This window comes from Streptomyces albicerus (genome assembly GCF_008905045.1).
In the GTDB taxonomy this organism is placed as follows: domain Bacteria; phylum Actinomycetota; class Actinomycetes; order Streptomycetales; family Streptomycetaceae; genus Streptomyces; species Streptomyces albicerus.
In genome coordinates, this window is record NZ_VWMY01000031.1 from 72430 (window position 1) to 85260 (window position 12831).

Annotated in this window: 9 protein-coding genes and 3 pseudogenes; 7 read left to right on the forward strand and 5 right to left on the reverse strand. The window is 69.8% G+C overall.

Annotated features, from left to right (window positions below; translation table 11 throughout):
- Nucleotides 1–70 precede the first annotated feature (70 nt).
- The gene (locus GAS53_RS27460) at nt 71–1141 is read right to left on the reverse strand and encodes an ATP-dependent DNA ligase (RefSeq protein WP_151480400.1); all 1071 of its coding nucleotides are present in this window, start codon (nt 1139–1141) and stop codon (nt 71–73) included.
- A 415-nt stretch (nt 1142–1556) separates the two neighbouring features.
- On the opposite strand from GAS53_RS27460, the gene GAS53_RS27465 reads away from it, so the two are divergent.
- Entirely contained in the window at nt 1557–1817 is a 261-nt protein-coding gene (locus GAS53_RS27465; protein ID WP_225859109.1) for a hypothetical protein, read from the forward strand.
- Between the two features lie 78 nt (nt 1818–1895).
- Here GAS53_RS27465 and GAS53_RS58425 read toward each other — a convergent pair.
- Nucleotides 1896–2639 (reverse strand): annotated as a pseudogene (locus tag GAS53_RS58425) (SDR family oxidoreductase); the annotation flags it as partial.
- 253 nt (nt 2640–2892) lie between these two features.
- Here GAS53_RS58425 and GAS53_RS27475 point away from each other — a divergent pair.
- Nucleotides 2893–3900 carry a sigma-70 family RNA polymerase sigma factor gene (locus GAS53_RS27475; protein ID WP_404829298.1) on the forward strand — a complete coding sequence of 336 codons (1008 nt, stop codon included), beginning with the start codon at nt 2893–2895 and terminating at the stop codon, nt 3898–3900.
- Nucleotides 3901–3939: 39 nt separating this feature from the next.
- A pseudogene (locus GAS53_RS58430) lies at nt 3940–4116 on the forward strand (GNAT family N-acetyltransferase); the annotation flags it as partial.
- Nucleotides 4117–4343: 227 nt separating this feature from the next.
- Here the strand turns inward: GAS53_RS58430 and GAS53_RS57680 are convergent.
- Entirely contained in the window at nt 4344–4598 is a 255-nt protein-coding gene (locus tag GAS53_RS57680; protein ID WP_263974168.1) for a hypothetical protein, read from the reverse strand.
- On the opposite strand from GAS53_RS57680, the gene GAS53_RS27490 reads away from it, so the two are divergent.
- Nucleotides 4479–5126, forward strand: a complete 648-nt coding sequence (locus GAS53_RS27490) for a metal-dependent transcriptional regulator (protein ID WP_263974167.1) — start codon at nt 4479–4481, stop codon at nt 5124–5126. The two genes, GAS53_RS57680 and GAS53_RS27490, sit on opposite strands and share 120 nt — an antisense overlap.
- A gap of 423 nt (nt 5127–5549) precedes the next feature.
- On the opposite strand, the gene GAS53_RS27495 is transcribed toward GAS53_RS27490, so the two are convergent.
- Entirely contained in the window at nt 5550–6284 is a 735-nt protein-coding gene (locus GAS53_RS27495) for a sigma-70 family RNA polymerase sigma factor (RefSeq protein WP_151480402.1), read from the reverse strand.
- Nucleotides 6285–6447: 163 nt separating this feature from the next.
- Nucleotides 6448–9258, reverse strand: coding sequence for a helix-turn-helix transcriptional regulator (locus tag GAS53_RS27500; RefSeq protein WP_151480403.1), 2811 nt, complete (start codon nt 9256–9258; stop codon nt 6448–6450).
- A gap of 209 nt (nt 9259–9467) precedes the next feature.
- Between GAS53_RS27500 and GAS53_RS58040 the strand changes: the two are divergent.
- The 3 genes and pseudogenes from GAS53_RS58040 to ligD all read left to right on the forward strand — a co-directional run.
- Nucleotides 9468–9563: pseudogene (locus GAS53_RS58040) on the forward strand (IS5/IS1182 family transposase); the annotation flags it as partial.
- Between the two features lie 179 nt (nt 9564–9742).
- Complete coding sequence (locus tag GAS53_RS27510) at nt 9743–11470, forward strand: FAD-binding protein (protein ID WP_151480404.1); 1728 nt, start codon at nt 9743–9745, stop codon at nt 11468–11470.
- Nucleotides 11471–11749: 279 nt separating this feature from the next.
- On the forward strand, nt 11750–12778 hold the full coding sequence (gene ligD / locus GAS53_RS27515) for a non-homologous end-joining DNA ligase (protein ID WP_151480405.1): 1029 nt from the start codon (nt 11750–11752) through the stop codon (nt 12776–12778).
- The last annotated feature ends 53 nt before the right edge of the window (nt 12779–12831 follow it).

Genomic DNA, 12831 nt, shown 5'->3' on the forward strand with positions numbered 1-12831 from the left:
GCGGGCGCCCGGGCGCCCGCCCGCGGGCCTCGTTCCGTGTCAGTCCGTGTCAGTCCTGGTCAGTCCCTGGTCAGTCCTGCGGTCCGAAGATGTCCGCCAGGTCGTAGCCGACCGGCTCCTCCAGCTGGGCATACGTGCAGCTCTCGGGCGTGCGGTCGGGGCGCCAGCGGCGGAAGCGGGCCGTGTGCCGGAAGCGCTGGCCGTTCTCCATGTGTTCGTACGCCACCTCGCACACCCGCTCCGGCAGAACGGGCACCCAGGAGAGGTCCTTCTTGCCCGACCATCGGCTGGGCGCGCCCGGCAGCCGTGCCGACTCGTGCGCGGCCTCCTCCGCCCAGGCCGCCCACGGATGCCCCGCCACCGACTCCATGCGCAGCGGCTCCAGCTCCGCGACCAGCTCCTCGCGCCGCTTCATCGTGAACGCCGCGCACACGCCCACGTGCTGCAACGTGCCCCCGGCGTCGTACAGGCCGAGCAGCAGCGAACCGACCACCGGCCCGCTCTTGTGGAGGCGGTAGCCCGCGACCACCACGTCCGCCGTTCGCTCGTGCTTGACCTTGAACATCAGGCGCTCGTCCTGCCGGTAGCGCAGCGTGAGCGGCTTGGCGACCACCCCGTCGAGCCCCGCGCCCTCGTACTGCTCGAACCACTGCCGCGCCACCTCGATGTCCGTGGTCGCCGGCGCCACATGCACGGGAGCCGTGGCCCCGGACAACGCCATCACCAGCAGCGCCCGCCGGTCCCCCAGCGGCACGTCAAGCAGCGACTCGTCGGCGAGCGCGAGCAGGTCGAACGCCACGAACGACGCCGGGGTCCGCTCGGCGAGCGTCTTCACACGCGAGGCCGCGGGGTGGATGCGTTCCGTCAGCGCGTCGAAGTCCAGCCGCCCGTCGCGCGCGATCACGATCTCGCCGTCCACCACACAGCGCTCCGGCAGCCGCTCCCGCAGCGCCTCCACCAGCTCGGGAAAGTACCGGACCAGCGACTTCGTCGTACGGCTGCCGATCTCGACCTCGTCGCCGTCCCTGAAGACGATCGCCCGGAAGCCGTCCCACTTCGCCTCGTAGTGCATGTCCGGCGGAATCGCCGGCACGGACTTGGCGAGCATGGGCTTCACGGGCGGCATCACCGGCAGATCCATGCTCCGACTCTACGAAGTGGTCGCGGGGACCGCCTGTCGGCCGCAACCGACCAGATGGGCCAGGTCAGAAGCGCCTCGGCCGACGCCTCACACGCGGGCCGTGAGATACGTGTGAGACGGCGGCCTGCCCCGGAGACACGACCCGGAGACACGAAGGGACCCCGCCGCAGGAGGCCTCTTGCGGCGGGGCGCACGGGACGCGACAGGCCCGCGGGGAAGCACCGCGCCCCGTGTGGGCTCGGGCCTGTCACCGCCCCGTCGGCTGGGCGCGGGACTATTCGCCGACGGGGCGTATGGGCGGCGGCCCGGCCGCAGGGCTGGGCCTGTGCGGGCGGGCCTCTCACCGCCTCCCCCTGCTTCGGACCATGGACGTGCCATGGGGTGATCGGGAGGGCGTGCGGGTTGGCCTGTGCGGGTGGCCGTCTCACACGGGGTGCGAAGAGGCCTCGCCAATCCGGAGACCTGGCCCGAGCCCGCGATCACCACGGTCACCGACACCACCAACTACGGCAAGGCCGAAACCGAGGCATGGGACCGGGTCCTCCGTCGGCCCTGGGAGAAACCCGGCGCCTCCGAATCCCGCTACGACGTCGGCAAGACCGTCAAACGCCCCGAGACCCTCAAGCAAACGCCCCGAGACCCTCAAGCCATCGGTAGACCAGGCAGATCCTGGTAGATGAAGAACAAGCTCAGCGAAGCGTCGGTCGCTAGTCGTCCAGGCTGCCCATGGTCAGGTTGACGGTAGTGCCCGTCATCCCGCTCGCCTTGTCGGACGCCATGAAGACCGCAACGTCAGCCATCTCCGCGAGCGTCATGAGCCGTCGCGGGTGGGTCCTGCCGGCGAGCAACTCCTGCCACTGTTCCCAGGTCATGCCCGTTGCCTTGGCGCGAGGCTCGAAGGCTTCCTTGATCGTGCGTGTCTCCGGCATGCCCTGTGGGCGCAGACCGACCACGCGGATGCCCTGAGGCGCGAGCTCGGCGGACAGGCCTCGAGTGAGTGCCTCCTTGGCGGCCTGTGCCGGACCGTAGCCTCCCACCAATGGGAGGCCCGTCCGCGAGTGGAGCGCGGTGACGGTCATGATCACCCCGAGCTGTTCGGGATCATGTGCCGTGCGGCCAGGCGCGCGGTCAGGAAGTAGGACGTGACGTAGGCCGTGATCGGCAGGGCGAACTGCCCGGCGTCCAGCTCGGCCAGAGGGACACCCACAATCTGTGCATTCGGGATGCCGACCGCGTTGAAGGAGATATCAACGCGGCCCGACTGATCGATCACGGACTGCAGATGGCTGTCCACGGCCTGCTCGTCGAGCGCGTCGACCTCGGCCGCCTCAGCGGATCCGCCGGCAGAAACGATGTCCTTGGCAACCACCTCGACCGGTGCTTGGAGGCGCCCGGTGAGAAAAACCTCGGCCCCCTCGCGCGCAAAGGCATGTGCGACAGCACTGCCGATCGCGCCTCCGGCTCCGTAGATCACCGCAACCTTGTCCTTCAGCATCATCTCTCTGGTTCCCTTCTGTGCAGTGGGTGGTCGCACCTGCCCACCTCATGAGTGACGACCGACGGCTGGGACTCGTCTGCGCGGGGCTGGGCTTTCGCCATCAGCCGGCGACCGGATCGTCCGAGCCGTCGATGATGTAGACACCGCGACGTCGGGAAAGGGGGCACCCATCAGCCGCCCCCTTCGCCCCGCTGCCGGTGTCCATACAGGATGGAAATGCGACACGGCGTGGGAAGAAGGTGAGGTGAGGGTGGTGACAGCCGACCTGATCTCAAGGGCGCGGGCAGGGGACGGTGAGGCGTTCCGGGAGCTGACCGAGCCGTACTGCCGGGAGCTGCAGGTGCACTGCTACCGGATGCTCGGATCCTTCCAGGACGCCGAGGACGCTCTGCAGGACACGTTGCTGGCCGCCTGGCAAGGCATCGGAGGATTCCAGAGGCGCGCCTCGATCCGCACCTGGCTCTACCGGATCGCCACCACCCGGTGCCTCAACGCGCGCCGCTCGGCAAGCCGACGCCCGGCCAAGGAGTGGTATGTGCCCAATGTTGAACCGCCGGAGCCGACCCGGCTCGGCGAGGTCGTCTGGCTGCAGCCGTTCCCCGACGCCCTCATAGGGGGTGCGATCGGCATGCCGCTCGGCCCGGAGGCCCGCTACGAGCAGACCGAATCCATCTCTCTGGCCTTCGTGACCGCACTGCAGGTCCTGCCGCCTCGCCAGCTCGCCGTCCTCATCCTGCGCGACGTCCTCGGATTCCCCGCGAACGAGGTGGCCGACATGCTGGACTCGAGCGTCGAGTCGGTCAAAAGCGCCCTCAAACGTGCCCGCGCCGGCCTGCAGCGCCGACCGCCGCCGACCGCCGAGCGCGAACCGGCTCCCGCCTGCGACTCACCCGCCGAGGACGCGCTCGTGGCGAGATTCGTCCGCGCGTGGGAGTCCGCCGATGTCGACGCGCTGGTAGCCCTTTTGACCGACGACGTATTCATGTCGATGCCGCCGATGCCCTTCGAATACCAGGGCCCAGACATCGTGGCCCGCTTCTGCGCCAGCATCTTCGGCGCGGGCCGAAGGTTCGACCTCGTGCCGACCCGGGCCAACGGTCAACCGGCGTTCGGAGCCTACCTGCGCGCCCCTACCGGGGTCCGCCACGGGACCGGCCTCATCGTCCTCACCCTCACCGGCGACCGGATCTGCGCCATGACCCACTTCGAGACCAGCGTGCTCCCATCGTTCGGGCTGCCGCGATCGCTCCCGAGCCGATAAGCCGGCTTCCGAGCGGTGGATGTGCGCGGCAGCGGAACGGCCCGTGCTGCAGGGCAGCACCCGTATCTGCACGCATTTCCGAGCGTGGATCATTCCGCGTCCAACTCGGTCTGTCGTAAGGCGGGGTTCGAACTGCTCGGTGCGGTCAAGTTCGAGCATCGGAAAGGCTGCTGGATCACATCCAATGACTGGCGGGTGGACCTCAGGGGTGTCTGACGTGCAGGTCAGGAGGCTTCTCCGGCGGGCCACTCGGCGGCTCAACGCTGGTGGCGCACGGTTGGTCGCCTTCGACGACAACTTCTGCTCCGTCCCGCTGTTACTGAGCGCTATAGATGGCGGATGAGAGGTGTAGTTGGCGGGCTGAGCGGTGTAGCCGACGGAGCAGGGGAGGGTGGGCGCGGGCTTGTCCACTGCTAGTCGTCCGGCCAGGTTGGCGAGGCGCGTCAGGCTTCCTTCGCGGGGTCGTGGTGGGCAGAGCGGGTGAGCGCGGCCGCGGTCAGGGTGAGGTGCTGGGTCAGTAGTTCGGCCGCGGCGTCGGCGTGGCGGGCCAGCGCCGCCTCCTCCAGCTCCGCACCCTCCTGGAGCTCGAGGAGGAAGGTGTGGTGCCCATACGCGCCCGCATCGCCGAGCGCCTGAACCAGAGCGGCCCCACCGTCAGCCAGACCGCCGCCCGCATGGAGCGCGACGGCCTGCTGCACCTCGCCGGCGACCGGCACCTGGAGCTGACGGCGCACGGCCGACGGATCGCCACCCGCGTGATGCGCAAGCACCGGCTCGCGGAGTGCCTGCTCGTCGACGTGATCGGGCTGGAGTGGGAGCAGGTCCACGCCGAAGCCTGCCGCTGGGAGCACGTGATGAGCGAAGCCGTCGAACGCCGCATCCTCAAGCTGCTGCGCCACCCGACGGAATCGCCCTACGGCAACCCGATCCCGGGCCTGGAGGAGCTCGGCGAGAAGCCCACCGCGGATCCGTTCCCCGACGAGAGCGTGGTCAGCCTCAACGACCTGGAGCGGGGGCCGAACGGCGCAAGCGCGGTCGTGCGGCGCATCGGCGAGCCGATCCAGACCGACCCCGAGCTGATGTACACCCTGCGGCACGCCGGGGTGCAGCCCGGCGGGGTCGTGAGCGTGACGTCGTCGCCCGGCGGCGTGAGGGTCGACAGCGGCGGCAAGGCCGCCGAACTCCCCACGCGGACGGCCGCGCACGTCTTCGTGACCGTGCGTTGAGCCCAGCCGGGCGCCGGCCCGTTGCCGTGGCCCGTGCAGGCACGAGGATGGCCCTCGACCGCGATCGCGGTCGAGGGCCATCCTCGTTGCGCCAACCCGCACGCCCTCCATGAAGAGTTCGGCGTTGTCGGTGATCTCCTCGTACTCGTACTCGTAGTCGGCCACCGACAACTTCGGGGCCCCGAGCACTGTCGTACCAGTCCTCATGAACTCACCCCTGCAGTAGGCCCGCTCCAGCATTCCCTGCAGTGCCGGGAGGGATCCCGAAGCCCTCGATCGGTCATGTCCCGCGAAGGGCAACGCCGTTGCACTTCATGGGACGCGATCCCAGAGTCGGACAAGGTCGGCCACTATGCCTCGTTTCGGGACCCCACACGCTCGCTGAGCCAACGCGCCCTGTCCGCTCCGCCTCGCCGCCTACTCTCACGCGGCGCATCGGACCGGTCGGTGACCCGGACGAGACGATCGAGGGGCCGGCGACGGCAAGCGGTGCACATGGCCGTCCGGAGCGAGCAGCTGCGTAAGGCCTTCGAGGTCACCGGTGCCGGCCGCGGCCTGGAACGCCGCGACGAGGCGACGGTGTGACTCAGCGGGAACCGGCCGCTCGCGGCCACTCTTGAGGCGGGCCTGCGCGCGGTGGACCAGTACCCGTGCGTTCGAGACGCTGATCCGAAGCAACCGCGCAAGATCGGCGTAGGTGTAGTCGAAGCCCTTCCGCAGCACGTAGGCGGCCAGCCCATCCGGCGTCAGCCTCGCCATGAGCAGGGCCAAGGCCTCCTCGATCGCCACGGCTTGCTCGGCACGCAGCATGGGATCCTGGGCGGCCCGGTCGACGAGTTCGACCAACCGCAACTCGGTCGGGGTTTCGCGGTGGTGTCGCGCGGACCGGATGACGTTGATCGCCAGACGAGTTGTGGCCGTGGTCAGGAACGCCTCTGGATTTTCGATCTCCGTGCGGTGGGTGAGTTGCCAGCGCAGCCAAATCTCCTGGACCACGTCTTCGGCTCCCGAGACGTCGCCGAGAACCCGGTAGGCGATACGGAACAGTCGTGTCCGCTGAGCCAGGAAGATGTCGAGGGCGAGGTCCAGGTCGTCCTCGGTCGACCGGGCGACCGGGGGTTCGGTCGGTGTCGTCATCTCCAGGCTGGGCGCGGACATCGGGGGCTCCTCTGCGTGGACGGCGCCCATCGAGGGCGATGGCTCCACCCTCGGTCCGCGGGACCGCTCACCGCGCCCTGAAAGTCCGTAGTCGAGGCCGTAGGGACCCCGGGGGGTACCGCTCCGGGGACCCCCCGGGGCCCCCGGGGTACCGCTCCGGCTCTCAGCCGGATTGCCCCGTGCCCGCGCCCCTGGTGTCCGTGGCCGGGGCGCTCGCGAGGGCACCCGGCAGCGCGCGACGTGAGTTGATCCCGAGCTTCGCGTACACCTTCCGCAGGTGCCACTCCACGGTGTGTGGGCTGATGAACAGCTCCGCACCGATCTTCGCGTTCGTCATGCCGTCGGCGGCGAGCGTCGCGATCTGCGACTCCTGGGGGGTGAGGGCGCTCGCCGGCTTGGTTTCCCGCGCCCGGACGTGCTCGCCGCTGGCGAGCAGCTCGCGGCGGGTTCGCTCGGCGAACGCGTGCGCCCGCATTCCGTCGAACATCTCGTGGGCCGTGCGCAGGTGCTCCCGGGCCAGCGAACGGCGGCGGCTGCGGCGCAGCCACTCGCCGTACAGCAGGTGGGTACGTGCCACCTCCACGGCCACGCCGCCGCGGCCGAACTCCTCGATCGCGATCTGGTACAGACGATCGGCCTCGTCACCGTCGGCGAGGAGAGCTTGGCTGCGAGCGCTGGCCCCACGGGCCCATCCGGAATCGACGGCACGGGTGAGTTCGACCAGCCGGGCGAGCGAGGCGCGCGCCTGTTCGAGCTCGCCGCACCGGGTCGCGGCCTCTATGTGTTCGACCAGCGACAGGCCGGTGAAGTTGAACCCGTCGTGCTCGATGCCCGAGCGAGCGGCGACCAGCGCCTCGTCGTAGCGTGCCAGGCCGTTGAACAGCAGGCTTTGGACGAAGCCCGTGACGCCCAGGAGGGACACCTCGCCACCGTGTGCGGCGCTCGCCTTGGCGTCTTCGATGATGCCGGCCGCAGTGGCCTCGTCGCCTTGCCACCCGGTCAGGACAAGCGTCGCGTATTTGTGCGGAGCGTGGCCGCTCGCGGCGGCGAGCGCGTCGGCTTCGTCCATCATCCGGGCTGCCTCGGCGAAGTCGCCGGTGTGGATGTGCACCCCGCCGGCATAGACCAGTGCCGGTGGCAGCGCGCTGAACGCACCGATGTCGCGAGCCAGTCGCACCGCACGAGTCGCCAGCGCGTCCCACGCGTGCAGGTCCCAGGCGTAGTGGATGAACGCCTCCAGTGCGACCGGGGCCAGGAGAAGCCAACGCATCGTCGCCTCCCGGGTGCCGAGCTCCTCGTTCACAAGAGGCTCGAGCGCGCGACGCAGTGCCGGGACACCGGTCTCGGAACCGTCTGCGATGAGCGTGGCCACACCGTCCAGGAGCAGGTCGGCGGCCTTGGAGCCCGAGGGGGGCGCCCCGGACCCGCGGGCCGCGATCGCGGCAGCAAGGGCACCTTTCGGACCGTGGACCGTGCCCGCGAAGATGGTCGCGCTGATTGCCTCGAGGTAGGTCTCCCGTGCCAGTGGCGACCCGGCGGCAGCAAACTGTCCGGCGGCATCGAGGAGCAGAGGTGCCGCCTCGTCGCCGCGGCTGCGGGCGAAGAGGATCCTGGCACGCAGGCGCGCCAGGCGGGCGCGGTCCAAGGGGCTGAGGGGACACAGTTCGGCGAGCGTCGCCAGCTCCGTGGCGCTGTCGGGCGAGGCGGCCGAGAAATGCGCCTCGGCGGCCGCGAGAGCTCGGCGCCCCCGCAGCCACGGGTCCGGCGTCACCTCGGCCGCGCGCTCCAGCAACAGGCCCTCGGCGGCCATGCCGCCGCGCTGCCGCGCGCGGCTGGCGGCCTGCTCCAGCCCTGCGGCGACCTCCTCATCCGGCCCATCGGCGGCCTGCGCGGCATGCCAGGCGCGCCGGTCGGGATCCAGGACCGGGTCCGTGGCCGCGGCCAGCGCCCGGTGCGCCGCTCGGCGTTCTTCGAGGTCGGCCTGGTGGTAGACCGCCGAGCGGACCAGCGGGTGTCGGAACCGAACGGACTCACCGAACTCGATCAGGCCGGCCGCCTTGGCCGGTGCGGCATCGGGAGTGATCTTCAGAGTGGCGGCCGCGCGGACCAACAGGCGTGCGTCACCGACCGGTTCCGCCGCGGCGATCAGCAGCAGCGTCCGGGTCGGCGCCGGCAGCGAACCGAGCCGGCTGGCGAAGTCCCGTTCGAGGCGGCTCGACACCGTCCCTTGGACATTCGGGGAACTCGAGTCCAGGCCGTACGCCAGCTCGGCGGCGCTACGGCCGCGGGAGAACTCGAGCAGCGCGAGTGGGTTGCCGTGCATCTCGGCCACGAACCGGTCTCGGATCCGTTTCTCCAGCCGCCCGCCGACGGCGGCCTCGAGGAGCTCTCCGGCCGCAGCGGCGTCAAGACCGCCGATCCGCAGTGCCGGCAGACCGCCGAGTGCGGCCTCCCCCTCGGGGTCGCGTACCGCGAACGCCATCGCGACTGCCTCGGCGAGCAGTCGCCGAGCCACGAACTCCAGTGTCTGCAGGGACACCTGGTCCAGCCACTGGGCGTCGTCGACCAGGACGAGCACCGGCCGGGTCTCCGAGGCCCGGGTGAGCAGAGTCAGCACGGCGAGGCCGACCAGGAAGCGGTCGGGCGGGTCTCCGGCCGACATCCCGAACGCCACGCGGAGGGCATCGCGCTGGGGTTCCGGCAGCTCTTCGAGCTCGCCCAGGAACGGCGCACACAGCTGGTGCAGGCTCGCGTAGGGCAGCTCCATGTCGGCCTCGATGCCTCGCGCCCAGGTCACCCTCACCCGTGACGCCTGCGCGGCCACATACTCCAGAAGCACCGACTTCCCGATGCCCGCTTCGCCACGGACCACCAATATTCGGGATCCGCCTTCACGCAGGCCGACCAGCAGGTCGTCGAGCGCGGCGCACTCGCGATGCCGGCCAACCAGGACAGGAAGCGGGCTGGCGGTCATGCAGCGCGGCTCCTAGAGGACTCCGGGGACGGCTCCCAGGACGGTTGTCAGGACGACGATCATTGAAACGATACCTGGGACCGCTCCCTCCCTCCTATGAATACTCAAATCCACTTGTAGTACTTCGTCGGGTTGGCTGGCTTGGGCGGTGTTCTGATGGGGCTGCAGTTGGTATGTCGCGTCGGCGGGTGGGGCATGTGCCGGTCCACCGGCACCGCTCGGTCAGCGGGCACCAGGGCGCCTATGAGATGCGGGAGATGGTGAACGCGATTCCCTACCAGGGGCGAACCGGCTGCCAGTTGGCAGGAACAACCGCCACGAAATAGGCAGGGAAGCGGTGTTGGACGCCATAAACCGCACAGACAGCCCGACATCTCAACAGCTGTGACGGACTCCACACTGAAAAATGCTCCGGGACTGTCACAAAAGGCGCCGCTATCCGGTCGACGCTGCCGATCGTCCGTTCGCCGTCACAGGAGGTCCCATGTCATCGCTCGGACACCAGCTCGCCACGTCCGTCCTCGTGGTGGGAACCGGTGGGGCAGGCCTCCGAGCAGCCATCGAAGTCGCCGAGGCCGGTGTCGCGGTCATCGCAGTGATCAAACGCGCGGCCGACGATGCTCGCACTGTGGCGTCCGGTGGTATCAGCGGGGCGCCGGCCTTCACCGACCCCGCCGACACGTGGGAGCAGCATGCGGCTGACACGTTGCAGGAGAGCTACTTGCTGGCCGACCCACGCACCGCCCTGGTCGTGGCCCGCTATGCCGCGCAGGGATTCCACGACCTGGCGCGCTACGGTGTGCGTTTCGACCGCCAGGGCGGCGGCCGGATCGCCCAGCGCCACTTCGGCGCCCACACGTACCGGCGCACCGCGTTCGCCGGTGAGTACACCGGCCTGGATGTGCAACGAGCGCTCCGCGAACGCGCGCACCAGCTCGGCATTCCCGTCCTGTCGAGCGTGTACGTCACTCAGCTGCTGGTCAGCGACGGGACGGTGTTCGGTGCCTATGGATTCGATCTCGTCGACGGCTCGCGCTACCTCGTGCATGCCGACGCCGTGATCCTCGCGACAGGAGGGCACACGCGCATCTGGCGACGTACGTCCTCGCGTCGCGACGAGAACACCGGCGACGCCTTGCGCCTTGCCGTCGAGGCCGGTGCCCGGTTGCGCGACCCCGAACTGGTGCAGTTCCACCCCTTCGGGCTGATCGACCCGGAGAGCGCGGCCGGCACGCTGGTCAGCGAGGCCGCACGCGGCGAGGGCGGAACCCTGCTCAACAACCTCGGTGAGCGGTTCATGACGCGCTACGACCCCGAGCGGATGGAGCTCTCCAGCCGGGACCGGGTCGCGCTGGCTTCCTACACCGAGATCAAGGAGGGCCGCGGAACCCAGGCCGGCGGTGTGTGGCTCGACCTGTCCCACCTGTCGCACGAGACGGTCATGACGCGGCTGCCGACGGTGCACCAGGCCCTGTTGGAACTGCAGATGCTCGATGTCACCCGCGACCCGATCGAGGTCGCACCGACTGCCCACCACTCCATGGGCGGTGTCTGGGTCCGGCCTGAGGACCACAGCACCGATGTCAACGGGCTCTTTGTGATCGGGGAGGCCGCCAGCGGTCTGCACGGCGCGAACCGGTTGGAGGAGAACTCGCTGATCGAACTGCTCGTCTATGGCCGAATCGCCGGCCGGGCCGCGGCGGAGTACTCGGCCAGGCTCACCGACCAGCAACGGTCGCCGGGAGCGGTTCGCGCCGCGGAGGCGGACGTGAACCGGCTTCTGACTGCTGACGGCGACCAGAACGTCCGCGCGCTGCAACGGTCAGTGCGCCACCTGATGACGGAGCACGCCGGTGTCGTGCGAGACGAGGCCGGGCTCACCGCCGGGCTCGCCGGACTCGACGAGATCGAGGCCCGCATGGCGGACGTGGGCGTGCACATCGACATCGGCGGCTTCCAGGACCTCGCGTACGCCTTCGACCTCAGGTCCACCGTTCTCGCCGCGCGAGCGACACTCGAGTGCGCGTTGGAGCGGCGAGAGACACGAGGCTGTCACAACCGGTCCGATTACCCCGAGCTCGACCCGGAGCTGAAAGTCAACCTGGTGTGGTCGCCGGAGACCGGGGTGCGCCGCGAGCCCGTCCCCCCCATCCCCACCCACATCGCCGAGTTGATGCGCGACGTCTCGGCCGACGACAAGCTCTTCGAGTAGGAGCCAACCCTGCGGAAGGGCATATGCCCAAGTACCTCTTCGACCGCACCAACGGCGTGGTCGGCCTACTGAAACGGCTGATCGAGCCGGCACCAGGGTCACCGAGCCGGTGACGGCGGTCGACGCATGCCTGGTCCACAGGCTCGCGCGCGATCGTCCCGGTCGCCGTACGGTGCTGCCCCTCGGGCTCCGATTCTGCGCGCCTCGGCGAAGGTCCGCCCGTTGTGCCTCATGTGACCGAACATGCGAGGTATGCCCGGTACGCCTACCCTGGCTCGCATGGCAGACGCGGTGGAGCTGGAGGCGGCGGGCAGGACGGTACGGCTGTCCAGCCCGGACAAGGTCTTCTTCCCGGAGCGTGGCTTCACGAAGCTGGATCTCGCCCGGTACTACCTCGCCGTCGGCCCCGGCATTCTGCGCGCCCTGCGGAACCGGCCCACGACCCTGCAGCGCTATCCGGATGGCGTGACCGGTGAGTCGTTCTTCCAGAAGCGGGCGCCGAAGAACATGCCCGACTGGATCCCCACCGCGCACATCACCTTCCCGAGCGGCCGCAGCGCCGACGAGATGTGCCCCACCGAGGTCGCCGCCGTCCTGTGGGCCGCCCAGTTCGGCACGCTCACCTTCCACCCCTGGCCGGTACGCCGCGACGACGTCGACCGGCCCGACGAACTCCGCATCGACCTCGACCCGCAGCCCGGCACGGACTACGCCGCCGCCGTACGCGCCGCCCACGAACTGCGCGAGGTCCTCCACGAGTACGGCGACCTGAAGGGCTGGCCGAAGACATCCGGCGGCCGGGGCATGCACGTCTTCGTGCCGATCCAGCCCCGGTGGACCTTCACCCAGGTGCGCAGGGCGGCCATCGCGGCCGCGCGCGAACTGGAGCGCCGGATGCCGGACCAGGTGACCACGGCCTGGTGGAAGGAGGAGCGGGGCCAGAAGATCTTCGTCGACTACAACCAGACCGCGAGGGACCGCACGATCGCCTCCGCCTATTCCGTACGCCCCCGCCCGCACGCCCCGGTGTCGGCGCCCCTCACCTGGGACGAGGTCGGTGACGCCGTGCCCCGTGACTTCGACCTGGCCACCATGCCCGCGCGGTTCGCCGAACTCGGCGACGTACACGCGGACATGGACGACCACGCCTTCTCCCTCGAAGCCCTGCTCGAACTCGCCAGCCGTGACGAGCACGACCACGGACTCGGCGACCTGCCGTACCCGCCCGAGTACCCGAAGATGCCGGGTGAGCCGAAGCGGGTACAGCCGAGCAGGGCCAAGAAGGAGAACGGACCTGGACCTTCCTGATGGTTACAACTCTCTGACGGTTACGCCTCCCAACTCCCTTACGGTTAGGCCTC

Bases quoted from the DNA above. Each gene is read 5' to 3' on its own strand.
- GAS53_RS27460 (WP_151480400.1), bottom strand. From the start codon at position 1,141: ATGGATCTGCCGGTGATGCCGCCCGTGAAGCCCATGCTCGCCAAGTCC.
- GAS53_RS27495 (WP_151480402.1), bottom strand. From the start codon at position 6,284: ATGTCCGCGCCCAGCCTGGAGATGACGACACCGACCGAACCCCCGGTC.
- GAS53_RS27500 (WP_151480403.1), bottom strand. From the start codon at position 9,258: ATGACCGCCAGCCCGCTTCCTGTCCTGGTTGGCCGGCATCGCGAGTGC.
- GAS53_RS27510 (WP_151480404.1), top strand. From the start codon at position 9,743: ATGTCATCGCTCGGACACCAGCTCGCCACGTCCGTCCTCGTGGTGGGA.
- ligD (WP_151480405.1), top strand. From the start codon at position 11,750: ATGGCAGACGCGGTGGAGCTGGAGGCGGCGGGCAGGACGGTACGGCTG.